The sequence below is a fragment of the Pseudonocardia sp. T1-2H genome, from assembly GCF_038039215.1.
Taxonomy (GTDB): domain Bacteria; phylum Actinomycetota; class Actinomycetes; order Mycobacteriales; family Pseudonocardiaceae; genus Pseudonocardia.
On the sequence record NZ_JBBPCL010000001.1, the window covers coordinates 6,557,348 to 6,580,770 of the forward strand.

Sequence of the window (23,423 nt, forward strand, 5' to 3'; positions counted from 1 at the left end):
CACCACCGCGTTCGGGTGCCCCGGCCCCCGTGTGTCCCGCCGGTGACGATCGGGCGACGGGGCCGCGCCCACGGTGGTGGGGTGGCGTTCCCTTCGTGACACTCGTGCCGTGGCGGCGCACGAATCCGGGTCGAGTACCCGCTCCCGCAGGACCCGGACCGTGTTGCTCGTGGTCGGGGCGCTCGTGGTCGGGTCGCTCCTCGCGCTCGCGGGGATGGCCGTGTCCGGCCCGCCCCGGGCGGCACCCCGGTCGCGGTGCGGCTGATCGCCCTCAACGACCTGCACGGGAACCTGGAACCGCCCTCCGGGTCGTCCGGGCGGGTGGTCGACGCCGGCGGCGCTGACGTGGACGCGGGCGGCGCGGCCTTCCTCGCCACGCACGTCGCGCAGCTGCGCGCGCAGGTCCCCTCGGTCCTGCTCTCGGTGGGGGACAACGTGGGCGCCTCGCCCGTCGCGTCCGCGCTCTTCCACGACGAGCCGACGATCGACCTGCTGGACCAGCTGGGCGTCGCCGCGTCGACCGCCGGCAACCACGAGTTCGACGAGGGCTACGCCGAGCTACAGCGTATGCAGGCCGGCGGCTGCCACCCGACTGACGGCTGCGAGTTCCGCCCGGACTTCGCCGGCGCCACGTTCCCGATCCTCGGGGCCGACGTCGTGCGGGACTCCGGGGAACCCGCGCTGCCGGCGTCGACCGTCGTCGAGGTGGGCGGGGTGCGGATCGGCGTCATCGGTGCGACGTTGCGGGACCTGCCCACCGTCGTCTCGGCCGAGGGGGTGCGCGGGCTGAGGTTCACCGACGAGATCGAGGCGATCGACGCGGCGTCGGACGCCCTGACGGCGCGGGGCGTGAAGGCGCAGGTCGTGCTCCTCCACCAGGGCGACGAGGGTGCCGGCGGCGGCCCGTCGGAGTGTGCCGTGAAGCCGGACGGGCCCGGCTCGGCGATCGCCCGGGGGGTCTCCGCAGCGGTCGACGCCGTGTTCACCGCCCACACCCACCAGCAGTACGCCTGCTCCGTTCCCGACCCGGCCGGTGTGCAGCGCCCCCTGGTGCAGGGGCTGTCCTTCGGCCGGCTGCTGTCCGTCGTCGATCTCGCGGTGGACCCGGGGACCGGCGACGTCGTGCGGGCGGACACCCGGGCGCGCAACGAGATCGTGACCCGGGACGTGCCGCCGGACCCGGCCGTGGAGGCCCTGGTGGCCGAGGCCACGGCGAAGGCCGCGCCGATCGCGGACGAGCCCGTCGGCTCGCTCGCCGGGGACCTCGTGCGGGCCGCAGGACCGTCCGGCGAGTCCCCGCTGGGTGACGTCATCGCCGATGCCCAGCTCGAGGCCACGCGCGGGGCCGGGGCGCAGGTCGCGATCACGAACCCGGGCGGCATCCGGGCGGACCTGCAGGGCGGCACCGTCACCTACGGCCAGGCGTTCACCGTGCAGCCCTTCGGCAACATCATGCAGACGATCACGATGACCGGTGCGCAGCTCGACGCCGTCCTGGAGCAGCAGTGGCAGCAGCAGAGCCCGCGGATCCTGCAGATCTCCTCGACCTTGGCCTACACCTGGTCGCAGGCCGCGCCCGCGGGGGAGAAGGTCTCGGGCATCACGATCGGCGGCGTCGCGGTGGACCCGGCCGCCCGCTACCGGGTCTCGGTGAACAACTTCCTCGCCGCGGGCGGGGACAACTTCACCGTGTTCGCGCAGGGCACGGACCTCGTCGGCGGTCCGGTCGACCTCGACGCCCTGCTCGCCTTCCTCGCGGCGCACCCGAACCTGGCCCCGCCGCCCACCACCCGGATCACCACCGCCCCGTGACCCCGGCCCGCGGGTTACGGTCCGGGGGTGTCGACGTCGCCGGTGACCGAGAACGTCTTCGACCCGCGGATCTTCGCGCGCGGGGTCCCGCACGAGGCGCTGCGCCGGCTGCGTGAGGACGATCCGGTGTCCTGGCAGGAGGAGCACGAGGTCGGGATCTGGCCGGCCGGGCCGGGGTACTGGGCCGTCACCCGCTACGACGACGTCCGGCACGTCCTGCGCAGCCCGGCGGACTTCTCGTCCTCGCTCGGGGCCACGCAGATCCGCGATCCCGCGCCGGCGGACCTGCCGTTCATCCGCCGGATGATCCTCAACATGGACCCGCCCGAACAGGTCCGGCTGCGCACGCTGGTGACCGGCGCGTTCACCCGCCGGCGGCTGGAGCGGTTCGCCGGGACGGTCCGCGAGCGCGCCGCCGCGCTGCTCGACGCCGTGCTGGCCGACAGGCGCTGCGACCTCCCGCGCGACGTCACCGACGACCTCCCGCTGCAGAACCTCGCGGACCTGCTCGGCGTCCCCGCCGCGGACCGCGCGCTGCTGCTGGAGTGGACGAACCGGGTGATCGGCTACCAGGACCCGGAGCACGGCACGGTCCTCACCGACGCGGACGGCAGCCCGGTCAACCCGCGCTCGCCCGCCGCGCTGCAGGACATGTTCGACTACGCCGAGCACCTCGCCGAGGCGAAGCGCCGCGATCCCGGCGACGACGTGCTGACGGCGCTCGTCGAGGCCGAGGTCGACGGCGAGAAGCTCACCGACGCCGAGCTGAAGATGTTCTTCTTCCTGCTGGTCGTCGCCGGGAACGACACCGTCCGCAGCGCCCTGCCCGGGGGCGTCCTCGCCCTCGTCGAGCATCCGGCGGAGTACGCCCGGCTGCGGGCGGACCCGGCGCTGCTGCCCGGCGCGATCGAGGAGATGCTGCGCTGGCACCCGCCGGTGCTCACCTTCCGGCGCACCGCGACGAGGGACGTCGAGCTCGGCGGCCGGCGGATCGCCGCGGGGGACAAGGTCGTCGTCTACCACGTGTCCGCGCACTTCGACGAGCGCCGCTTCGCCGACCCGTTCCGCTTCGACCTCGCCCGGTCCCCGAACGACCACGTGGCGTTCGGCCAGGGGCCGCACCTCTGCCTCGGCGCGATGTTCGCCCGGATGCAGCTGCGCGCCTTCTTCACCGAGTTCCTGGCCCGGTTGCCGCAGGTGGAGCTCGACGGCGAGCCGCGCCGCCTCACGTCCAACTTCATCAACGGGATCACCCGGCTGCCCCTGCGCTGGTGACCGTCGGCCGACGCCCTAGTCTCGCCCGCACACGATCACGGGAGGATCCTGCGGTGACGAGGTACGGCAGGGCCGTCGTTCTGGCCCTCGGCGCCGGCGCACTGCTCGCCGGGTGCGCACAGCCCGGGCAGCTGGGGACGCCGCCGGCCACGGTGACGGTGACCGCCCCCGCCCCCGCCCCCGCCCCCGCGCCGGTGGCGGTCCCGGCACTGCCGGAGACGGTCCGCGGGACGATCGACGTCCCGGTACGCGTCCGGACGCCCGGTCCCGCCGAGTACTCGGTCCGGACGATCACGATGCAGCCCGGGGAGACCACCGGCTGGCAGCAGCACCCCGGGACCGAGACCACGGTCGTCGAGTCCGGGGCGGTGACCGTCCTCGAGGAGGACGCGTGCGATCCCCGGAACGTGGCCGCCGGCAGTGGCCTGTTCGTGGCCGACGCGGTGCCCCATGTGCTGCGCAACGACGGTCCGGAGCCGGCGCGGCTCGTCGTCGCCTACCTGCTGGCGCCCGGCGCGCCGGAGTCCTCCCCGGTCCCGCCCGCCTGCCCCGGGCAGTGATCTCCGGACCCGCACGTGGAGATCACCACGTGCGGCCGGTCTGTGGGACAGTTGCGCTGCGAACACCGGGTGGCGGCGGGGAGACATGGGCACGAAGACGGTCATCGGCGCGGACCAGCGCGAGTGGCAGGTCAAGCGCAACATCGAGTGGTCCACCCCGGCCACCGGGGACGAGTTCGAGCACGACGTCGACGGTGGGCGCGGTGCCGTCCTGATGATCCTCTCGTCGCTGTTCGTGATGTGGGTCGTCGTGTTCGCCTGGAAGCCCGCCGGCGTCAACGTCCCCTGGTTCTACATCCTGGTCTTCATCCTCGTCCTCGGGTTCTTCCCGGTGCGCTGGTACCTGCGCCGGCCCTGGACGATCAACGCCAAGACCCAGGGCAGCTACGAGGACGGGCTGCCCGCCGAGAACTGGACCGGGATGGTCCGCGGGATCGGCAAGGCCCGGGAGGAGATGCGCGTCGTCGTCCGCAGCCTGAAGACGCGGGCCACCCCGGGGCATGCGGACAGCCCGCTGCAGCCCGTGAACTAGGCGGCCCGATGCCCGAGTCGCCCGAGATCGAGGCGCTGGCCCACCATCTGCGCGAGAACGCGGTCTACCGCCCCGTCGCGCGCGTGGACGTGGCGAGCATGAGCGCCGTCAAGACGTTCGACCCGCCGGTGACCTCGCTGGTCGGTCGGGTGGTGACGGGCGCAGCGCGCTACGGGAAGTTCCTCTCCGTCGAGTTCGCCGACCGGCCCGGTGAGGAGCTGCACCTGGTCACCCACCTGTCCCGGGCGGGCTGGCTGCGGTGGCACGAGACGGCGTCGACCACGCCGCCGAAGCCCGGCCGCGGGCCGCTGGAGTTCCGGGTGCACCTGGACACGGTCGGCGGGCCCGGGTTCGACCTCACCGAGGCCGGCACGCAGAAGCGCCTCGCGGTCTACCTGGTCCGGGACCCGCAGGAGATCCCCGGGGTCGCGCGGCTCGGCCCGGACGCCCTGACCCTGGGCCGGGACCAGCTCGCCGAGCTGCTGGCCGGGCAGGGCGCCCGGCTCAAGACGCTGCTGGTGGACCAGAAGACGATCGCCGGGATCGGCAACGCCTACAGCGACGAGATCCTGCACACCGCGAAGCTCTCCCCCTTCGCCGTCGCCGGCCGGCTCCCGGAGGAGAAGATCGACGCGCTGGCCGTGGCGATGCACGCCGTCCTCACCGACGCGGTGGACCGCTCGGTCGGGCAGGGCGCGGCGACCCTGAAAGGGGAGAAGCGCTCCGGCCTGCGGGTGCACGCGCGGACCGGGCTGCCGTGCCCCGTCTGCGGCGACACCGTGCGGGAGGTCTCCTTCGCCGACCGGTCGTTCCAGTACTGTCCGACCTGTCAGACCGGCGGCAAGCCTCTCGCCGACCGGCGGTTGTCGCGGTTGGTGAGGTAGGACGGATCTTGGGAGAGCTGCTCGCCCCACCGGCAGTGCTGCTGCTCAGCCTGGGGGTGCTGGCGGTCGTCGTGACCGTCGCGCTGATCCTGATCCGCCGCGCCCGCCGCAACACCTTCGCCAGCCCGCTCGAGCGGGCCACCTTCGCCACGCTGCACACCGTCGCGCTCGCCGCGCCGGCCCTGCGCGAGGGCCTCTCGCACAACTCGGCGTCCTTCGCGCTGCCGTACCTGCGGACGCTGCTGGAGACCTGCGCGCTGAGCATGACCGACGGCCGTGGCGAGGTCCTGGCCTGGGACGGGGACGCGGACCAGCACAAGCCGGACGTCACCTCGCTCGCGGACCAGGTGATCTCCACCGGGCGCCAGCAGGTCATGTCGCACACGTCGATCGCCTGCCAGTACCCGGCGTGCGAGGTCCGCGGGATCGTCGTGGTGCCGCTGGAGAGCGACGGCGCGATCATCGGCACGCTGGCCGCGCTGACGACGTCGACGGCCGGCCCGGTGCTGCTGCGCGCCACCGCCGAGGTCGCGCGCTACGTCTCCAGCCAGCTCGAGCTCGCCGAGCTCGACCAGTCCCGGGCCCGGCTCAACCGGGCCGAGGTCCGGGCGCTGCGCGCGCAGATCTCCCCGCACTTCGTCTACAACGCGCTGACGACCATCGCCTCCTTCATCCGGACGGACCCGGTCCGCGCCCGTGAGCTGCTGATCGAGTTCGCGGACTTCACCCGCTACTCGTTCCGCACCGCGGGGGAGTACACGACGCTGTCCGACGAGCTGACGAACATCGAGCGCTACATCGCGCTGGAGAAGGCCCGGTTCGGCGACCGGCTCAACATCAAGCTGCAGATCGCGCCCGAGGTGCTCAACGTCGTCCTGCCGTTCCTGGCGCTGCAGCCGCTGGTGGAGAACGCGGTGCGGCACGGCTTGTCCGGCAAGCCCAACGGCGGCACGATCACGATCACCGCGGAGAACGCCGGCGCCGAGTGCGTGATCATCGTCGAGGACGACGGCGTCGGCATGGACCCGGCGCGCCTCACCGAGGACCTGGACGACGCCCACCTCTCCGGCGCGCACGTCGGCCTCGGAAACGTCGACGACCGGATGCGCTCCGCGTTCGGCGACGACTTCGGCCTGGTCGTGGACACGGCCGTCGGGGCGGGCATGAAGATCACCCTCCGGGTCCCGAAGTTCCGCGCCGGTATCCGCGTCTGAAGTGCGCCCGGTCGGGCCGCGTCGTGGCTCCACGACGCGGAAATGCACCCCGGTCGGGCCGCGTCGTGGCTCCATGACGCGGGGTGGGTCCCGCGTACCTTGGGCGCCATGGTGTCTTCACTGCAGGACCGGCTGACCTCGAAACTCCCCGGCAGGCTCGGGGAGCGGTCGGACAAGCCGGTCGTCTCGATGGTGCGGCTGCACGGGGTGATCAGCCCGCAGGCCGGGCCCGTCCCGCGCGCGGTGATCAACGCCCAGTCGACCGAGAAGGTCCTCGAGCGCGCGTTCGCGGTGGAGCGGCTCGCGGCGGTCGCGCTGCTGATCAACTCCCCGGGCGGGTCGCCCACGCAGTCCGCGCTCGTCGCGGACCGGATCCGGGGCCTCGCGCAGGAACACCAGGTGCCGGTCCTCGCCTTCTGTGAGGACGTCGCGGCCTCCGGCGGGTACTGGCTCGCGTGCGCGGCGGACGAGATCTACGCCCACCCGACGTCGATCGTCGGGTCGATCGGCGTGATCAGCCAGGGCTTCGGGCTGGAGGGCCTCATCCAGCGGTTCGGGATCGAGCGCCGGCTCTACACCGCGGGCGGCTCCAAGTCGCGGCTGGACCCGTTCCTCCCGGAGAGGCCGGAGGACGTCGAGTGGCTGCGCGGCCTGCAGGACCAGCTGCACGTGCTGTTCCAGGACTGGGTGACCGAGCGGCGCGGGGACCGGCTGAAGGAGGACGAGGACCTGTTCACCGGGGAGGTGTGGACGGGCGCCCGGGCGGTGGAGGTCGGTCTCGTCGACGGGCTCGGCACGCCCCGCGGCGTGCTCACCGAACGGTTTCCCGACGCCGAGCTCACGCCCGTGGAGGGACGTAAACCCCTCCTGGCCAGGCTCGGCCTGGGAGCACCGGCCGCCGCGCGCAGCCTGGCGGGCGTCGACTCGATGCTCGGCGTGGCCCAGGCTGCCGACATCAGAGCGACATGGGCACGCTACGGTCTGTAGCTTCGTCGGTGGTGGGCGGAAAACCGGTGGGTGAACCGTGAGGTGACACTTCCGGTGGGTAGCCGATCGGTCGCTGTTTGGTGCGGTGCTCTGGCATTGGGCCCGAATCACCGTCACCATGGTCGTCGGAGCCGGGGACGAGTTCGTCGAGAGTGTCGAGAACGACGTGGGGAGTCGTGCCCGGCCGGAGCACCGGGCACGCAGGATGAGGAGATCGTGGACAGCAACGACAGCTCCGGAGGTCTGGTCGTACTCGCGGTGGACGACGAGGAGCCCGCTCTCGAAGAGCTGGCCTTCCTGCTCGACGAGGACGCCCGGGTCGACGTGGTCCTGAAGGCCGGCAACGCGACGGAGGCACTGCGGATCCTGCACGAGCGGCCGAGCGCGGGGGACGCCTCGGCCGTGGCGCACGCGGCCCGCAACGGTGCGACGAACCCCGTCACCGGAACGGGCATCGCCGAGCGCACGGACGTCGACGTGGTGTTCCTCGACATCCGCATGCCGGGCCTGGACGGGCTCGAGCTCGCCCGGGTGTTCAGCTCGATGGCGCAGCCGCCGGAGGTGGTCTTCGTCACCGCGCACGACGACCGCGCGGTCGACGCCTACGAGGTCGGGGCCAAGGACTACCTGCTCAAGCCGCTGCGCTCGGAGCGGCTCGGTGCCGCCCTGGACCGCATCCTGGCCAACCGGGCCACCGTCGCGGCGGCCGAGCCGGCGCAGGAGCAGGGCAACGAGGACGAGGTGATCCCCGTCGAGCTGGCGGGCACCACGAAGCTCGTGCCGCGCTCCGCGGTGCGCTACGTCGAGGCGCAGGGGGACTACGCCCGCCTGCACACCACGGACGGCAGCCACCTGGTGCGGATCCCGCTCTCGGTGCTCGAGGACCGCTGGCGGGACGCCGGGTTCGTCCGCATCCACCGCTCGTTCCTGGTGGCGCTGCCGTTGGTCACCGAGCTGCGGCTGTCCGGATCCGGGTACGTGGTGCGGGTCGGGTCCGGCCAGGACACCGCCGAGCTGCCGGTCAGCCGCCGGCACACCCGTGAGCTGAAGGACCGGCTGGTCCGCGCGACGAAGCAGGCGTGGAGCCAGAGGTGAGCACGTCCGTCGACGGGCGGGCCGGAGGGGTCGGCCGCGCCGGTCCCGCCGGCCCGGCCCCGTCGGCGGACGACGGCCGGCCGCGCGGACGTGCGCCCGGCACGCCCCCGGACGGCCCGTCGGGGGACCCGCGTGCGGACCCGGACGACGACGTGGCGCGAAATCCCGTGGAGGACTCCGGCCCGATCTGGCTGCAGGAGCAGATCCGCCGCCGGATGGACGCCAACGCGGCCTCCGGCACGAACAACCGGCACGCCCGCGAGGACGACTCGACCGTGCAGTTCGGCGTCGAGGACCTGCTCGCGCGGGACCGCGAGGAGTACCCGGATCCCGAGGACGTGGCGTACCCGCCGGTCGCCGGGCTCGCGAGCCCGCTCCCGCCGGCCCCGATTTCGTCGGCCCCGATTTCGTCAGCACCGCTTCCGCCGGCCCTGCCCGACCCGCCGCCGGGGCCCGCCCCGCAGGTCCGGCCGTACCCGATGCCGGACACGGAGGTCCGCCACGACTCCGAGGGCGTCCGCTGGGAGCGGGTCACCCGTGGCAGGCCGGCCACTCCGCCGCGGGGGAACGGTGCGGTTCCCCCGGACCGATCGGCCCCGCACCCGGGGACACCGGGCCCCACAGCACGGGCCCCCGGAGCACCGGCTTCCCGACCACCGGCCCCCAGGGCCGGACCGCCCCCGAGACCGCCTGGCCGGGCCGCGACGGTGCCGGCTCCGTTCCGCCCGGCACCCTGCCGCCGGTCCCACCCGACCGGTTGCGGCCGGGCCCCGCCGCGTACGCGCCGCGGTCCGCCTCCGCGCCCATGCCGCTGTCCGGCACCGCCGCCCAGGTGCCCGCGGACCGGCTCGGCGGCGTGCCCGGACGCCTGCACGGCACCGATCCCGGCCGCCGGACCGCCCCGCCCCCGGACGACGAGGACCTCCACCTCGATCTGGACGACGCCGAGGACGGCCTGGTCTGGGTCCGCCCGGACCTCGACGAGTCCGCCTTCGCGAACACCGACCTGCAGCGGACCGACGTCGGCGTGATCCCCCCGGTCGCCGACGACCGGACCGCCGCCGCGAACGTCGTCGCGCCCCTGAAGGCCCCGGCAGCGGCCCCCTCCGGGCAGGCACCGTCGGACTCGGAGCTCGTCACCGGCCCGGCCCCCGCCGTCGCGCACAGCGGTACCGCGTCCGCCCCCGAGCAGCGCCGGCCCCTCGGTGCCCGGTCCCCCGCGGACGACGATCTCGCGAGCAAGCGCGTCCGCGTCGTCCTGTCCGAGCGCAAGGGCAACGCGCGGAGCGTGCGCACCGTCGTCGAGGTGCAGGAGGGGACCGCCGTCGGCGACCTGCTGCGCAGCAACCTCATCGGCAGCCAGCTGATCGTCGCCCTGCGCATCGGGGCGCTCGCGGTGATCGTGCTCGGGCTGCTCCCCGCCCTGTTCGCGGTGTTCCCGGAGATCGGGCAGATCGAGGTGCTCGGCATCCGGCTGCCGTGGCTGCTGCTCGGCGTGCTCGTCTACCCGTTCCTGCTGGGCCTGGGCTGGCTGCACACCCGCGCCGCCGAGAAGGTGGAGCAGAGCTTCGCCGACGACGTCCAGGACTGATCCGCCCCGTTGGACACGCCATCGCTCATCGCCCTGGTCGCGATCGCCCTCGTCGGGGTGGTCTCCGCCGTCATCGGGTCGCTCGGGGTCCGGGTCGCGCGCAGCACGTCGGACTTCCTGGTCGCCTCCCGCACGGTCGGCACGATCCCGAACGCGGCCGCGATCTCCGGGGAGTACCTCTCGGCCGCCACCTTCCTGGGCGTCGCCGGGCTCGTCCTGCGGGAGGGCACGGACGGCCTCTGGTACCCGATCGCCTTCACCGCGGGCTACCTCGCGCTGCTGCTGTTCGTCGCCGCCCCGCTGCGCCGCTCGGGCGCGTACACGGTTCCGGACTTCGCCGAGTCCCGGCTCGGGCCCGGCCCGCTGCGCGCGGTCTGCACGGCGTTCGTGCTGCTCATCGGCACGCTCTACCTGCTGCCGCAGCTCCAGGGCGCCGGATTGTCCCTCACCACGCTCACCGGCCTGCCGTCGTGGGCCGGGGTGCTGGGCGCCGGGGTGCTGGTGGTGCTCACGGTCGTCGCCGGCGGGATGCGCTCGATCACCTTCGTGCAGGCCTTCCAGTTCTGGCTCAAGCTCACCGCGCTCCTCGTGCCGACGGTCGTCGCGCTCGGCTTCTTCTTCGCCCACGACGGGGCGCTGGACCGGCCCACGGCCCCGGTCTTCCCGGCCGAGACCACCATCGACGTGCGCACCCCGGTCCGGCTGGAGGTCGCCGAGCCGGTGGAGCTGACGGCGACCGGGACCGTCGACGGCGTCCCGGTCGCCGCGCCGATCACCTGGGCCCCCGGTGTGCACGAGGTCGCCGCGGGGGCGACCCTGCGCTTCCCGGCCGGGGAGCCGGTCCCGGTCCCGGCCGGCTCGCCCAGCACGGACCGCGCCTGGCTGGACCCCCTGTCCGGGCCGGACGGCGAGCGGCTGCTGGAGATCTACTCGGTCCTGACCGCCGGCATCCTGGGCACGATGGGCCTGCCGCACGTGCTCGTCCGCTTCTACACGAACACGGACGGCCGCGCGGCGCGCCGGACCACCGTGGTCGTGCTGGCGATGATCGGCGGGACGTTCGTCCTGTCCGTGCTCCTGGGCCTGGTGTCCCGCCTGTTCACGCCCCAGCTGCTGGTCGACGGCCGGACGGACGGCGCCGTGCTGCTCGTGCCGACCGCGGTGCTCGGCGCGGGATGGCCGGGCTGGCTGCTCGGTGGGCTGGTCGCCGCGGGGGCGGCCGCGGCGTTCCTCTCGACGTCCTCGGGCCTGGTCGTGAGCCTGGCGGGCGTCCTGTTCACGGACGTGCTGCGCGGACGGTTCCGGGACTTCCGGTTCGCCGCCGTGCTCTCGGCCGTGCTGCCGATCGCGCTGGCCCTGTCCGTGACCCGGCTGGACTTCTCCCAGACCGTCCCGCTCGTGTTCGCCGTGGCGGCGTCCACGTTCTGCCCGATGCTCGTGCTGGGGATCTGGTGGCGCGGGCTCACGTCGGCCGGGGCCATCGCCGGGATGTGCGTCGGCGGCGTGACGTCGCTGGTCGGCGTCGTCTACACGCTGTTCCTCATCGACCGCGAGGGGATCCTCGGCGTCCTGCTGTCCCGGCCGGCCGCCGTCACCGCGCCGCTCGCGTTCCTCACGATGATCCTGGTCAGCAGGCGGACGCGGTCGCGCATCCCGCTCGACGCGAACCGCACGCTGCTCCGGTTGCACGCGCCGGAGCGTCTCGGCCTGGACCACGACCGGGCGGAGCAGCAGCCGTCGGCCGGGGCGCAGGCATGAGCGTCACGGCGATCGCGGCGCTGACGGCGATCCTGCTCGTCGCGCTCGCCTCGACGGTCATCGGCGCGATGGGGCACCGGGCGCGCCGGACGTCGGACTTCCTGGTCGCGTCCCGCACCGTCGGCGCGCGGACGAACGCCGGCGCGATCTCGGGCGAGTACCTCTCCGCGGCGTCGTTCCTCGGCATCGCGGGCCTGGTGCTCAAGGACGGCGTCGACGCGCTCTGGTACCCGGTCGGCTTCACCACGGGCTACCTGTCGCTGCTGCTCTTCGTCGCCGCGCCGCTGCGCCGCTCGGGTGCCTACACCGTGCCGGACTTCGCCGAGGTCCGGCTGCGTTCGCGCGGCGTCCGCCTGGTCTGCACGGTGTTCGTGCTGCTCATCGGCTGGCTCTACCTGCTCCCGCAGCTGCAGGGCGCCGGGCTCACCGTCACGACGGTGACCGGCCTGCCGGCGTGGATCGGCGAGATGGCCGCCGGGGTCATCATCGTGCTCACGGTGGCGCTGGGCGGGATGCGCTCGGTGACGTTCGTGCAGGCGTTCCAGTACTGGCTCAAGCTCACCGCGATCACCCTGCCGGCGCTCATCGCGCTGATCTTCTTCCTGCGCAGCGGGCACAGTTACGACCGGCCCGCGCCGCCCACGTTCGCGGACCGCACCACCGTCGACGTGCGCACCGACGTGACGCTGGAGGCGGGCCGGACGGTCACGGTCGTCGCCGACGGCCGGGTCGACGGCCGCGACGTCACCCCCGTCGAGCCGCAGACCTGGCTCGCGGGTACCCGGCACGACGTCGGCGCGCAGACGGACCTGACGTTCCCGGCGGGCTCGGCGGTGCCGGTCGTCGCGGGCGCGCCGGTCGCGGACGACGAGTGGCTGCTCCCGCTGTCCGGCGCGGACCCGCACCAGCTGCTCGGCATCTACTCGCTGATCGTCGCGACGTTCCTCGGCACGATGGGCCTGCCGCACGTCCTCGTCCGCTTCTACACGAACCCGGACGGCCGGGCCGCCCGGCGCAGCGCGGTCGTGGTCCTGGCCATGCTCGGCGTGTTCTACCTGCTGGTGACGCTGCTGGGCGCGCTGTCCCGGTTCTACACCCCGCAGCTGCTGGTCGGCGGGGAGACGGACGCGGCGGTGCTGCTGCTGCCCACCGCGGTGCTCGGCAGCGGCGCGGCCGGCGCGGTGCTCGGCGGGGTCGTGGCCGCGGGCGCATGGGCCGCGTTCCTGTCGACGTCCTCCGGTCTGCTGGTGAGCCTCGCCGGGGTACTGAGCACGGACGTCCTGCGCGGCCGGTGGCTCGGCGAGTTCAAGATCTCCAACTTCCGGATCGCGACCGTGCTGGCCGGCGCCGCACCCGTCGCGCTCGCGCTGGGCGTGACCAAGCTGGACTTCTCCGAGACCGTCGCCCTCGCGTTCGCCGTCGCCGCGTCGACGTTCTGCCCGCTGCTCGTCCTCGGCGTGTGGTGGCGGGGCCTGACGGCGAAGGGCGCCGTCGCCGGGCTGCTGACCGGCGGGATCGTCTCGGCGGGCGCGGTCGGCGCGAGCCTCGCCGGGTTCGTGGAGTCGGGTGCGCTGGGCGTCCTGCTCTACCGGCCCGCGATCGTCAGCGTGCCGCTCGCGTTCGCGGCCATGATCGTCGTCAGCCTGCTGACCGCGAAGGAGCGGCCCTCGGACGTCGACGCGGTGATGCTGCGCCTGCACGCCCCGGAACGCCTCGGGCTCAGCCGCGATGCGATGACCGGCCACGACGCGATCTCGGACCGTGACCGGGCGAAGCTCGACGAGCCCGCACCGGGCGACCGGTCCGCGGGTCCGGCCTGATCGTCGGCAGCGTTCCGTAACCGGTCGATGCCCATCCGGGTACCCTCCCGTGCCCGGCCGTGGCTGGGCGACCGTTCCCTCGTTCGCCACGTGGGGCCCGCCACACCGGGTTCCCGCGTCATGAGAAACGGGGATCGTCATGAGCACCACCGAGGAACGCAGGGAAGGCACCGTCTACGAACGGGTACAGGCCGGCTCGGAGTTCGCGGACCTCCGCCGCAGGCTGCGCCGCTTCGTCTTCCCGATGAGCGCGGCCTTCCTGGTCTGGTACCTCGCCTACGTCCTGCTGGCCTCCTACGCGCCGGAGCTCATGGCGACGAAGGTGCTCGGCAACGTCAACGTCGGGCTGGTCGTCGGGCTGGCGCAGTTCGTCTCGACGTTCGCCATCACCACGGTCTACGTCCGGTTCGCGAACCGGCACGTCGACCCGGCCGCGGAGCGCATCCGGCACCTGGTCGAGGGGCAGGTCCGATGACCACGGCTCAGCAGCAGGTCGGCAGCGTCGGCCTCAACATCGGTATCTTCGTCGCGTTCGTGCTGGTCACGCTGGTCTTCGTGTACCGGGCCAGCCGCAGCAACCGCACGGCGTCGGACTACTACGCCGCCGGGCGCTCCTTCACCGGCTCGCAGAACGGCATCGCGATCTCCGGGGACTACCTCTCCGCGGCGTCGTTCCTCGGCATCGCGGGCGCGATCGCCGTCAACGGCTACGACGGCTTCCTCTACTCGGTCGGCTTCCTCGTGGCCTGGCTGGTCGCGCTGCTGCTGGTCGCGGAGCTGCTGCGCAACACCGGCAAGTTCACGATGGGCGACGTCCTGAGCTTCCGGATGCGCCAGCGTCCGGTCCGGGCGGCGGCGGCGACGTCGACCCTGGTGGTGTCGTTCTTCTACCTGCTCGCGCAGATGGCAGGAGCCGGCGGCCTGATCGCCCTGCTGCTGCAGATCCCGAACTCGAACCGGCTCGGACAGAGCATCGTGATCGGCGTCGTCGGCGTCCTGATGATCGTCTACGTGCTGGTCGGCGGGATGAAGGGCACCACCTACGTCCAGATCATCAAGGCGGGGCTGCTGGTCGTCGGCGCCGCGGTGATGACCGCATGGGTGCTCGGCAAGTACGGGCTGGACTTCTCGGCGCTGCTCGGCGCGGCCGTCGACGCGTCACCGAAGGGCGAGGCGCTGCTCGCGCCGGGCCTGCAGTACACGAACAAGCTGGACTTCATCTCGCTCGGCCTGGCGCTGGTGCTCGGCACGGCCGGGCTGCCGCACATCCTGATGCGCTTCTACACGGTGCCCACGGCCAAGGAGGCCCGCAACTCCGTCGTCTGGGCGATCTGGCTGATCGGCATCTTCTACCTGTTCACGCTGGTCCTGGGCTACGGCGCCGCCGCGCTCGTCGGGCCGGAGGCGATCGCCGCCGCCCCCGGCGGGGTCAACTCGGCCGCCCCGCTGCTGGCGTTCCGGCTCGGTGGCGAGGTGCTGCTCGGGCTGATCTCGGCGATCGCGTTCGCCACGATCCTGGCGGTCGTCGCCGGGCTGACGATCACGGCGTCGGCCTCGTTCGCGCACGACGTCTACGCCAACCTGCTCAAGAAGGGCGAGGCGAGACCGCAGGACGAGGTTCGGGTCGCGCGGATGACGGCGCTGATCGTCGGCGTGGTCGCGATCGTCGGCGGGATCCTGGTCAACGGCATCAACGTCGCGTTCCTCGTGGCGCTCGCGTTCGCCGTCGCCGCGTCGGCGAACCTGCCGACGCTGCTGTACTCGCTGTTCTGGAAGCGGTTCAACACCATGGGCGCGCTGTTCAGCATCTACGGCGGCCTGGCCAGCTGCGTGCTGCTGATCGTCTTCTCGCCGGTCGTGTCCGGCCCGAAGAGCGTGATCCTGCCGAACGGCGGCTTCGATATCTTCCCGCTGGAGAACCCGGGCATCGTCTCGATCCCGCTGTCGTTCCTGCTCGGGATCGTCGGGACGTTCGTGGGGCGCCGGGAGCGGTTCGACACCGAGAAGTTCGCGGAGATGGAGGTCCGCTCCCTGACGGGCGCGGGCGCGGAGAAGGCGGTCTCGCACTAGCCCTCCCCGACCTGCAGGAAAGCCGTCTTCCCGCCGGATCCGGCGGGAAGACGGCTTTCCTGCCGTCCGGGGCCGCGTGCGCTCACGGCGGGCTGACGGGGGCGCGTGGCAGGATCGGGGTATGAGTGCTGTCCCGTCCGTGACCGTGGCCGACCTGCCCGCCGACGCCACGATGCTCGACGTCCGTGAGGCGGACGAGTGGGCCGCCGGCCGCGCGCCGACGTCGGTCCACCTGCCGATGTCCGAGCTCACCGCCCGGATCTCCGAGATCCCGGACGCCGAGCCCCTCTATGTCGTGTGCCGCTCCGGCGGCCGCTCCGCCCGCGTGGTCGCCTACCTCGCCGGGCAGGGCTACCCCGCGGTGAACGTCGACGGCGGGATGCAGGCCTGGGCCGGTCAGGGCCGGGCGGTCGTGGCGGACGAGGGCCGCGCCCCCGAGATCGTCTGACCCCGCCATGTCCGGCCCGAACCCGCCCGGGGCAGCCCGCCAGCCGGCCTGCTCGCGCTGCGGGCGCACCGCGCCGCCGGGCGCCGGGCCGTTCTGCCCGTACTGCGGGCGCTACCTCGCCGCGCTGGTGTGGGTGGCCGAGACACCGCCGTCGGCGCGGCGTCCGGTGCGCACGTCCCCGCGCCCGCCCTACGGGGGCCCGCCGCGCTACGCGTTCGTCCCGCGCTGGGGCTTCCCCCGGGGCCGTGGCGGACGAGCACGCCGCCCGCGCCGCCGAGCGCGATGCTGCGCGCCCGGGTCGCGCTGAGCCGGCTGGTGCCGCTGCTGTGGATCACCGCCGCCGTCGCGCTGGTCGCCGCCGGGGCCGAGACCTGGCGGTACTTCCTGCTGCTCGCGAGCCGCACGGACGCCCTGTCCACCACGGCCGTCCGCTGGTCGGACGGCTTGGTCCGCACCGCGGGGTGGGCCTCGGTCGCCGCGTTCGTGCCCTGCGGGCTGGTCCTCGTCACGTGGTCGCTGCACGCTCTGCAGGCCGCGGGGGACCGCACGGCCACCCGGCCCTCCCGCAGCCCGTTGACGGTCGTCCTGGGCTGGCTGGTGCCGGGGCCGAACCTGAGCGTGCCGGGCTCGCTGCTCGCGGAGATCGAGCACGCCGGGCTGGACCGCTCCCCGGACGAGCGGCCGCGGCCGTCCCGGCTGGTCCTTCTCTGGTGGGCCGTGTGGGCGCTGGGCGTGGTGCTGGGCGTCCTCACGCTGCTGTGGTCGTTGCGCACGGGCGCCCAGGCCCGCGCCGACGGCGTGGTGCTGCACGCGCTGGTGGACCTCACGGCGGTCGCGACGGCGGTGCTCACCCTGAAGGTCACCCGCCGGCTCACGGCGCTGCTCGCCCCGCCGACGGGGGAGCGACGGGAGATCCTGGTCGCGGTCAGGCCGCCGGCGGAACCCGTACCCGCATGACGCTCGTGGTCCTTTCGTTCCGCGTGGCGACACGGAGGGGCCACGAGTGCGGTGTCAGGTCGTCACCGGAAGGCACACCAGTCCCCGCATGACGAAGTCCGGCCGCCGTGGAGGCTCGCCCGCGAGCGTCAGGGCCGGCAGCCGCTCGCGCAGCGCCTCCAGCGCCGCCGCGACCTCGAGCCGGGCCAGCGGGGCGCCCAGGCAGTAGTGCACGCCCGCACCGAAGCCGAGGTGCGGGTTCGGGTTCCGGTCCAGGTCCAGGCGCCCGGGCTCGGCGAACACCGCCGGATCGTGCGCGGCGGCCCCCAGCAGGGCGGCGATCTTCGTCCCGGCGGGCACCGGGAACCCGGCCACCTCGACGTCGACGACCGCGGTCCGTTCGAACAGCTGCAGCGGCGCGTCGAACCGGATGAGCTCCTCGACGGCCGTCGGGGCCGTCGCGGGACCCAGCCGGGCCCATTCGTCGGGGCGGCGGAGCAGGGCGAGGACCCCGTTGCCGATCACGTTCACCGTGGCCTCGTGCCCGGCCATCAGCAGCAGCGCCGCGGTGCCGACGAGCTCGTCGGAGGAGAGGCGCGCCCCGTCCGCGGAGGCCTCGGCCAGCAGTCCGCTGACCAGGTCGTCCGACGGCGCCCGGCGGCGGAAGGCGGCGAGCTCGCGCAGTGCCCCGACGAACTCCGCGGACGCCTTCTCCGCCGCCGCCCGCCGGTCCTCGCCCGGATCGGGCTCGTACATCGTGACGATCGTGTTCGACCATCCTCGGAGCAGCGCGCGCTCCGGCCCCTCGACGCCCAGCAGTTCGGCGATCACCTCCACCGGCAGTGTCGCGGCGACGTGCTCGAGGAGGTCCGCCTCGCCGTCGTCGGCGACGCGGGCGGCCAGGTCGTCGACGAGCCGGGCGGCCAGCCTGCGCACCCGGGGCGCGAGCCGGGCGGTGTGCCCGCGCCCGAACGCCGCCGCGACGAGCCCGCGCAGCCGCGAGTGTCCGGGCCCCTCCCGTTCGAGGAGGGAGTTGCGGTGCAGCAGGTTGAAGGCGGTGAAGGAGTCCGCGGGCTCCGCGTCCGCCCAGATCCGGCCGAGGTCGCGGCGGCGCAGCACGGCGGAGCAGGCCGCGTGCGACACGGCGACCGGAATGCCGAGCCCCGGATGCGGGTGGACCTCGGCCTCGGCCCGCAGTCGCGCGAACGTCGGATACGGATCGGCCAGAAACGCGGGGTCAGCAGGGTCGAACGGCACCACTCCGCTACCTTTGCACCCCTGATGTCCAAGAAGAATCGCCACCGCACCGCCGCTGCCGCGGCCGACGGTGAGAACCCCCGCCGCCCCTGTCCGTGTGGTTCCGGCAAGCGCTACAAGGCGTGCCACGGAGCCGGCGACGACGTGATCGTCATCCGCCCGTTCGAGGGGCTGGCCGCGGAGCCGGACCTGGTCGCGATGCGGGAGTTCCTGCCGTCCGCGGTCGCGCCGCTGCCGTTGCGCACGAAGGGCGAGCGTCCGGTGCGGATCGCGTCCGTGCTGCCCGGCGCCTCCGCGGCGCTGGTCCGGCCGGACGGCGAGATCCTGCTCGGGATGCAGGTGCAGACCCGTTCCGGGGACCTCTCGGCGGACGTCGCCCGGGCGCTGCGCTGGGCCGAGCAGGCGGAGCCGGGGGAGGCGCTGTCCGTCGTCGGGCCCGGGGTCGGGGGCAGCGAGGTGGTGCGGCTGCAGGACCTGCTGATCGCGGACGCGCCGCTGGAGCCGGAGCTGTTCCCGGACTTCGCCTGGTGGATCGCCGAGGGCGTCGACGAGACGTCTCCCGAGGTCGCCGCGACCCTCGAGCGCGCCAATTCGGTGATCATGCCGACCGAGGCCGTCGCCGGGCCGGGCGTCCGCGCCGCCTACTGGGTGGACACGGGCGCGAAGGCGCACCTGCGCTGGGTGCGCCCCGAGCCGGAGGACGCGCTGATGGCGGCCCTGGCCCGGCTGCACGCGGCCGGCGCGCTGGAGCTCTCGGAGGGCAGCCGCTACGCCGGCGCGTTCCGGGCCCACGGCCTGCTCGTCCCGGTGTGGGACCTGGACCGGGAGCTGCACGCGAAGGAGTGGGCGGAGCCCGCCGCGGCCTTCGCGAAGCGCCTGGCGCAGGCCCTCGCCGACGAGACCCCGCTGACGACACAGGAGCGCGGCGCCCGGGACGCGATCGCCGGCAAGCAGGTCACCCTGCGCTGACCCGGCCGGAACGCACGAACGGCACTCTCGCGCGGTAGGTGTGCGCGAAAGCGCCGTTCGTGCAGGTCGAAGGGTGCGTCAGACGCGGCCCCCGGCGACCGGCGGCGCCGTGGTGTCCGTCCCGGCTGCCTTCTGCAGCTCGCGGTTCACGAAGTCCTCGATGTGGAACAGGTTGTCCCCGGCACGCTGGACGACGGTGAGCAGCGTCGACATGGACGCGACCTCCTCGACCTGCTCCTTCAGGAACCACTGCATGAACTGCTCGCCGAGGTAGTCGCCCTCGTCCCGGGCGGTCCGCGCGAGCGTGGTGATCTGCTCGGTGACCTGCTTCTCCTGGGCCAGCGCGAGCCGCACGACGTCCTCGACGCTCGCGAAGTCGTTGCGCACGTCGTCGACCCCGGGGATGGCGACGCGGGCGTCGGAGTCGAGCAGGTACTGGACCATGCTCATCGCGTGGTTCCGCTCCTCCAGCGCCTGGGCGTAGAAGTGCGCGGCGAGCTGGGGAAGATCCTCGTCGTCGAGCCACACCGCGACGGCGGCGTACTGCTGGCTCGCCGTGAACTCGTTGCGGATCTGGTCTCTGAGCAGAGCAAGGAACTTCGAGTCGGACACCCGGCGATGGTAGCCCCGAACCTTTTCTGGAACGGTTCCAGAACGGTGTGATGTGACGAGCGGCACTTCCCCAACCGATTGTCTGATCCATAACCTCCGGTCATGGGACTTCTCGACGGCAAGGTCGTCATCGTGACCGGTGCCGGGCGCGGCATCGGGCGCGGTGAGGCGCTCGAATGTGCGGCACAGGGTGCGGCGGTGGTGGTGGCGGAGTTCGACCCGGACGCGGGGGACACGGTCGCCAAGGAGATCGTCGGCGCGGGCGGCCGGGCCGTCGCCGTCGGCGGGGACGTGGCGGACGCCGGCGTCGCGAACTCGCTGGTCGAGGCGGCGGTAGAGGAGTTCGGCGGCCTCGACGCGCTGGTCAACAACGCGGGCATCCTGCGGGACCGCACGATCGCCAAGATGACCGACGACGACTGGGACGCCGTCGTCCGCGTCCACCTGCGGGGCCACTTCCTCCCCACGCGTGCCGCGGTGCAGTACTGGCGCGAGAACAAGCGGCCGGGCCACGTGGTGAGCACCGCGTCCACGTCCGGCCTGCTCGGCAACTTCGGCCAGACGAACTACGGCGCGGCCAAGGCGGGCATCGCGGCGTTCTCCACGATCGTGGCGATGGAGGGTGCCCGGGCCGGCATCACGTCGAACGCGATCGCCCCGACCGCCCTCACCCGGATGACGCTGGACCTGATGCCGGAGGAGTGGAAGCGACAGCGCGACGCCGAGCTGGAGCGGGGCGGGTTCGACTTCTTCGCGCCCGAGAACGTCGCGCCGCTCGTCGCCTACCTCTGCTCGGACGAGTCCAGCCACATCAGCGGCAAGGTCTTCGGCGTGCAGGGGGACAGCGTCGAGATCTTCCAGCCGTTCACCTCGGTCGCCGAGGTGACCAATGGCGGCCGGCGCTGGGAGCCGTCGGAGCTGGCCGGGCGGATCGACGGCCTGTTCACCGCCTCCGGCATCCAGCCCGGCCCGGAGAACATGATGGACCGCATGCGGTACAAGATCCTCTGACTCGCGACCCCGCGTTGTGGCCTGCACAACGCGGGTCTCCGTCACGAGATCCAGCCGGTGGGCAGCAGGGCGTAGCCGACGAAGGCCACGATGTCGATCAGCGCGTGCGCGCCGACGAGGGGCCAGAGCCGGTTCGTCCGCTGCCACACCCGGCCGAACACCAGCCCCATGACGACGTTGCCGACGAACCCGCCGAGCCCCTGGTAGAGGTGGTAGGCCCCGCGCAGCAGCGCGGACACCAGCACCGAGCGGTTCTCGGACCAGCCGAGCTGGCGGAACCGGGTGAGCAGGTACCCGATCATCACCAGCTCCTCCGCCCACGCGTTGGCCGCGGCGGAGAACAGGAGGACCGGGGTGCGCCACCAGACGTCGTCGAGGGTGCTGGGGGCCACGTCGAGGCTCACGCCGAGGGCCCGCGCCACGAGGTAGAGACCGAGCCCGGGGATGCCGATCAGCGCGGCGAGGCCGACGGCACCGGCGGCGTCCCGGCCGGGGTGCCGGGCGTCCAGTCCCACGCGGGCCAGCGCGATCCCGCCGCGCAGCAGCAGGTAGGCGCCCAGGGCGCCCCAGCCGACCAGCTGCAGGGCCCGCACCAGCTGGAGCGCGAGGTCCACCAGGCCCACCTGCGCGGCCGGCGCGTTGAGCGCGACCGACTGCTCGGACAGCGGGGTGGGCGACAGGAGCGAGTCCAGCAGCGACAGCGCGCTGCGGAGCGCGGAGAGCCCGAGGGTGACGGTCAGGACGACGAGGAGCTCGAGGACGAGCAGCCGGCGGCCGGCGCGGTCCCGCACGACGGCCACCGCGTCGGACGGCGCGGGCGCCAGCCATTCCCGTAGGGCCACGGTGCGACGCTACCCGGGGTCCTTCTTCTACAACGCGTAGGATGGCGCTCGTGCGACAGCTGGTGTTCTCCCCCGCTGGATCGTCTGGCACCTGCTCACCCTCGGTGCGATGGCGGCCTGCGTCTGGCTGTCCAAGTGGCAGTGGGACCGGGCGGGTTCGAACCTCGGCACCGCCGCCAACGTCGGCTACGGCCTGCAGTGGCCGTTCTTCGCCCTCTTCTTCGGCTACATGTGGTGGCGTTTCCTGCGCCTGGAGGTGCGCCGGCTCGAGGGCGAGGAGCCGGAGGAGCACGAGACGCCGGCGGTCCCGACGGCCGAGCCGCGCGCCCCGAAGGAGATCGACCCGGTTCCGCTCGCCCCGGAGACGACGGCCCCCGAGCCCCGCGCGAACGACGCCGCGACCACCGAGGACGACCGGGAACCCGCCCCCTGGGACCGCGGGCCCTCGCCCTTCACCCCGACCCCCGTGCCGGCCGCAAAACCCGTCACCGACGACGAGGACCCCCGGCTGGCCGCCTACAACCGGATGCTGGCGCAGCTCGCCGCCCGGGACCAGGAGACTTGATGTCGATCTCCCTCGCCCTGAAGGCCTACCGGATCGCCGCGTGGGTCACCGGTGTCGGGCTGCTGGTGCTCGTCTTCTACGCGATGCCGATGAAGTACTTCTTCGACACCCCGGGCCCGGTCGCCGTGGTCGGGATGTTGCACGGCTTCCTGTACATGATCTACATCGTGTGTGCGCTGCTGCTCGCCGAGCGCGCCCGGTTCACCCCGGTGTTCGCGCTGCTCGTGCTGGTCGCGGGCACGATCCCGATCTGCTCGTTCATCGCCGAGCGCAAGGTCACCCACCGCGTCCAGGACAGGCTCGCGGCCCAGAACCCCGCGAGCTGACCGGAGGCGGTCAGCCCGGCTCGTCCGCCACGTTCCCGACCTCGCGCGGGGACGCCGAGCGGAACGGGCACCCGACGAGCAGGCCGAGCTGCGTGCGCAGCTCCTCGACCGTCGTCACGTCGTGCTGCCACGCCAGCCGCACGTCGTGATCCCCCTGCGGGGTCTCCACGCGCAGCCGCAGGCCGCAGCGGTCCACCCCGAGCGGCCGGACCCGGGCGCCTCGGGTGGCGCGCAGCGGGGGCGGCAGGTGCCGGGCCAGGGCGTCGAAGACGTCCGGATGGGCCTCCTCGAGATGGCTCAGCCAGTGGTCCTCGAGCCGGCAGAACGGGTCCGGGCGGGCCGCGGCCAGGTCCACGGGGGCGAGCACCGCGCTGCCCTCGGCGTCCGCGAGGACCGCGGAGCCGGGGCTGAGCCGGACGAGGGTGGCGCCGTGCCCCAGGTCGAGCAGGCCGGGGTGCGGGACCACGTCGGCGACCTGCAGGGCGGCGCGGCGCGCGGATTCCGCGTCGGGCGCGTGCAGCCGGCCGGTGATCCACAGCAGGGCGCGGACGGGCTCCCGCAGGTCGACCGGGGCCCGGTCGGTCACCTCCAGCATCACCGGGAGCTCGCCGTCCTCGGCCTCCCGGATCCGGGCGAGCACCGGGGAGTCGTCGGCCAGCAGCAGCACCGCGGAACCGTCGGCGTGCAGGTGGTGCACGAGCGGCACGACGGGTTCCGGGGCGCCGGTCCCGACGAGGGCGGCGTGGCCGCCGCGGACCGCCACGCTGCGGGCACGTTCGGCGTCCGTCGGGGCCGGCGGACGCCGGAGTCGGGTGCCTCCCACGGTGATCACCTCCTGGTTAGGTGAGGCTAAGCTATA

Annotated in this window: 24 protein-coding genes; 20 read left to right on the forward strand and 4 right to left on the reverse strand. The window is 73.5% G+C overall.

What is annotated here, in order from left to right:
• Window positions 1-255 precede the first annotated feature (255 nt).
• The 16 genes from WBK50_RS32350 to WBK50_RS32425 all read left to right on the forward strand — a co-directional run bounded on the left by WBK50_RS32350 (window position 256) and on the right by WBK50_RS32425 (window position 17,003).
• Window positions 256-1,812: a bifunctional metallophosphatase/5'-nucleotidase gene (locus tag WBK50_RS32350; RefSeq protein ID WP_445942331.1), complete on the forward strand. Its 1,557-nt coding sequence runs from the start codon at window positions 256-258 to the stop codon at window positions 1,810-1,812.
• A gap of 27 nt (window positions 1,813-1,839) precedes the next feature.
• On the forward strand, window positions 1,840-3,087 hold the full coding sequence (locus tag WBK50_RS32355; RefSeq protein WP_341339173.1) for a cytochrome P450: 1,248 nt from the start codon (window positions 1,840-1,842) through the stop codon (window positions 3,085-3,087).
• Window positions 3,088-3,140: 53 nt separating this feature from the next.
• Window positions 3,141-3,647 (forward strand): cupin domain-containing protein, encoded by a 507-nt coding sequence (locus WBK50_RS32360; protein WP_341339174.1) that lies wholly within the window; start codon window positions 3,141-3,143, stop codon window positions 3,645-3,647.
• Between the two features lie 85 nt (window positions 3,648-3,732).
• Window positions 3,733-4,179, forward strand: a complete 447-nt coding sequence (locus WBK50_RS32365) for a hypothetical protein (protein WP_341339175.1) — start codon at window positions 3,733-3,735, stop codon at window positions 4,177-4,179.
• Between the two features lie 8 nt (window positions 4,180-4,187).
• Window positions 4,188-5,063 (forward strand): DNA-formamidopyrimidine glycosylase family protein, encoded by an 876-nt coding sequence (locus tag WBK50_RS32370; protein WP_341339176.1) that lies wholly within the window; start codon window positions 4,188-4,190, stop codon window positions 5,061-5,063.
• Window positions 5,064-5,071: 8 nt separating this feature from the next.
• Window positions 5,072-6,277 (forward strand): sensor histidine kinase, encoded by a 1,206-nt coding sequence (locus WBK50_RS32375; protein ID WP_341339177.1) that lies wholly within the window; start codon window positions 5,072-5,074, stop codon window positions 6,275-6,277.
• A 108-nt stretch (window positions 6,278-6,385) separates the two neighbouring features.
• Window positions 6,386-7,264, forward strand: coding sequence for a S49 family peptidase (locus WBK50_RS32380; protein ID WP_341339178.1), 879 nt, complete (start codon window positions 6,386-6,388; stop codon window positions 7,262-7,264).
• Window positions 7,265-7,480: 216 nt separating this feature from the next.
• The gene (locus tag WBK50_RS32385; RefSeq protein ID WP_341339179.1) at window positions 7,481-8,359 is read left to right on the forward strand and encodes a LytR/AlgR family response regulator transcription factor; all 879 of its coding nucleotides are present in this window, start codon (window positions 7,481-7,483) and stop codon (window positions 8,357-8,359) included.
• An 805-nt stretch (window positions 8,360-9,164) separates the two neighbouring features.
• Window positions 9,165-9,950, forward strand: a complete 786-nt coding sequence (locus tag WBK50_RS32390) for a hypothetical protein (RefSeq protein ID WP_341339180.1) — start codon at window positions 9,165-9,167, stop codon at window positions 9,948-9,950.
• A gap of 9 nt (window positions 9,951-9,959) precedes the next feature.
• Window positions 9,960-11,708, forward strand: a complete 1,749-nt coding sequence (locus tag WBK50_RS32395) for a sodium/solute symporter (RefSeq protein ID WP_341339181.1) — start codon at window positions 9,960-9,962, stop codon at window positions 11,706-11,708.
• A complete protein-coding gene (locus WBK50_RS32400) occupies window positions 11,705-13,528 on the forward strand; it encodes a sodium/solute symporter (RefSeq protein ID WP_341339182.1) in 1,824 nt (607 codons plus the stop codon). Before WBK50_RS32395 ends, WBK50_RS32400 begins: the two co-directional genes overlap by 4 nt.
• A gap of 139 nt (window positions 13,529-13,667) precedes the next feature.
• Window positions 13,668-14,003, forward strand: a complete 336-nt coding sequence (locus WBK50_RS32405) for a DUF485 domain-containing protein (protein ID WP_341339183.1) — start codon at window positions 13,668-13,670, stop codon at window positions 14,001-14,003.
• Window positions 14,000-15,598: a solute symporter family protein gene (locus WBK50_RS32410; protein ID WP_341339184.1), complete on the forward strand. Its 1,599-nt coding sequence runs from the start codon at window positions 14,000-14,002 to the stop codon at window positions 15,596-15,598. The genes WBK50_RS32405 and WBK50_RS32410 overlap by 4 nt, the downstream gene beginning before the upstream one ends.
• A gap of 121 nt (window positions 15,599-15,719) precedes the next feature.
• Window positions 15,720-16,046: a rhodanese-like domain-containing protein gene (locus tag WBK50_RS32415; RefSeq protein WP_341339185.1), complete on the forward strand. Its 327-nt coding sequence runs from the start codon at window positions 15,720-15,722 to the stop codon at window positions 16,044-16,046.
• Between the two features lie 7 nt (window positions 16,047-16,053).
• Complete coding sequence (locus WBK50_RS32420) at window positions 16,054-16,353, forward strand: hypothetical protein (protein WP_341339186.1); 300 nt, start codon at window positions 16,054-16,056, stop codon at window positions 16,351-16,353.
• Complete coding sequence (locus WBK50_RS32425; protein WP_341339187.1) at window positions 16,329-17,003, forward strand: DUF4328 domain-containing protein; 675 nt, start codon at window positions 16,329-16,331, stop codon at window positions 17,001-17,003. The genes WBK50_RS32420 and WBK50_RS32425 overlap by 25 nt, the downstream gene beginning before the upstream one ends.
• Before the next feature lie 54 nt (window positions 17,004-17,057).
• Here WBK50_RS32425 and WBK50_RS32430 read toward each other — a convergent pair whose 3' ends face one another.
• On the reverse strand, window positions 17,058-18,239 hold the full coding sequence (locus tag WBK50_RS32430; protein ID WP_341339579.1) for a cytochrome P450: 1,182 nt from the start codon (window positions 18,237-18,239) through the stop codon (window positions 17,058-17,060).
• Window positions 18,240-18,263: 24 nt separating this feature from the next.
• Between WBK50_RS32430 and WBK50_RS32435 the strand changes: the two genes are divergently transcribed.
• Complete coding sequence (locus WBK50_RS32435) at window positions 18,264-19,208, forward strand: DUF5926 family protein (RefSeq protein ID WP_341339188.1); 945 nt, start codon at window positions 18,264-18,266, stop codon at window positions 19,206-19,208.
• A gap of 78 nt (window positions 19,209-19,286) precedes the next feature.
• Here WBK50_RS32435 and WBK50_RS32440 read toward each other — a convergent pair whose 3' ends face one another.
• Window positions 19,287-19,820, reverse strand: coding sequence for a ferritin (locus tag WBK50_RS32440; protein WP_341339189.1), 534 nt, complete (start codon window positions 19,818-19,820; stop codon window positions 19,287-19,289).
• Between the two features lie 102 nt (window positions 19,821-19,922).
• Between WBK50_RS32440 and WBK50_RS32445 the strand changes: the two genes are divergently transcribed.
• The gene (locus WBK50_RS32445; protein WP_341339190.1) at window positions 19,923-20,831 is read left to right on the forward strand and encodes an SDR family NAD(P)-dependent oxidoreductase; all 909 of its coding nucleotides are present in this window, start codon (window positions 19,923-19,925) and stop codon (window positions 20,829-20,831) included.
• A gap of 41 nt (window positions 20,832-20,872) precedes the next feature.
• Here WBK50_RS32445 and WBK50_RS32450 read toward each other — a convergent pair whose 3' ends face one another.
• Window positions 20,873-21,673 (reverse strand): CPBP family intramembrane glutamic endopeptidase, encoded by an 801-nt coding sequence (locus tag WBK50_RS32450; protein WP_341339191.1) that lies wholly within the window; start codon window positions 21,671-21,673, stop codon window positions 20,873-20,875.
• A gap of 109 nt (window positions 21,674-21,782) precedes the next feature.
• On the opposite strand from WBK50_RS32450, the gene WBK50_RS32455 reads away from it, so the two are divergent.
• Both WBK50_RS32455 and WBK50_RS32460 read left to right on the forward strand, forming a co-directional pair.
• Window positions 21,783-22,238, forward strand: a complete 456-nt coding sequence (locus tag WBK50_RS32455) for a hypothetical protein (RefSeq protein WP_341339192.1) — start codon at window positions 21,783-21,785, stop codon at window positions 22,236-22,238.
• The gene (locus tag WBK50_RS32460) at window positions 22,238-22,564 is read left to right on the forward strand and encodes a DUF3817 domain-containing protein (protein WP_341339193.1); all 327 of its coding nucleotides are present in this window, start codon (window positions 22,238-22,240) and stop codon (window positions 22,562-22,564) included. Before WBK50_RS32455 ends, WBK50_RS32460 begins: the two co-directional genes overlap by 1 nt.
• A 10-nt stretch (window positions 22,565-22,574) precedes the next feature.
• On the opposite strand, the gene WBK50_RS32465 is transcribed toward WBK50_RS32460, so the two are convergent.
• On the reverse strand, window positions 22,575-23,387 hold the full coding sequence (locus tag WBK50_RS32465) for a DUF2470 domain-containing protein (RefSeq protein ID WP_341339194.1): 813 nt from the start codon (window positions 23,385-23,387) through the stop codon (window positions 22,575-22,577).
• Between the last annotated feature and the right edge of the window lie 36 nt (window positions 23,388-23,423).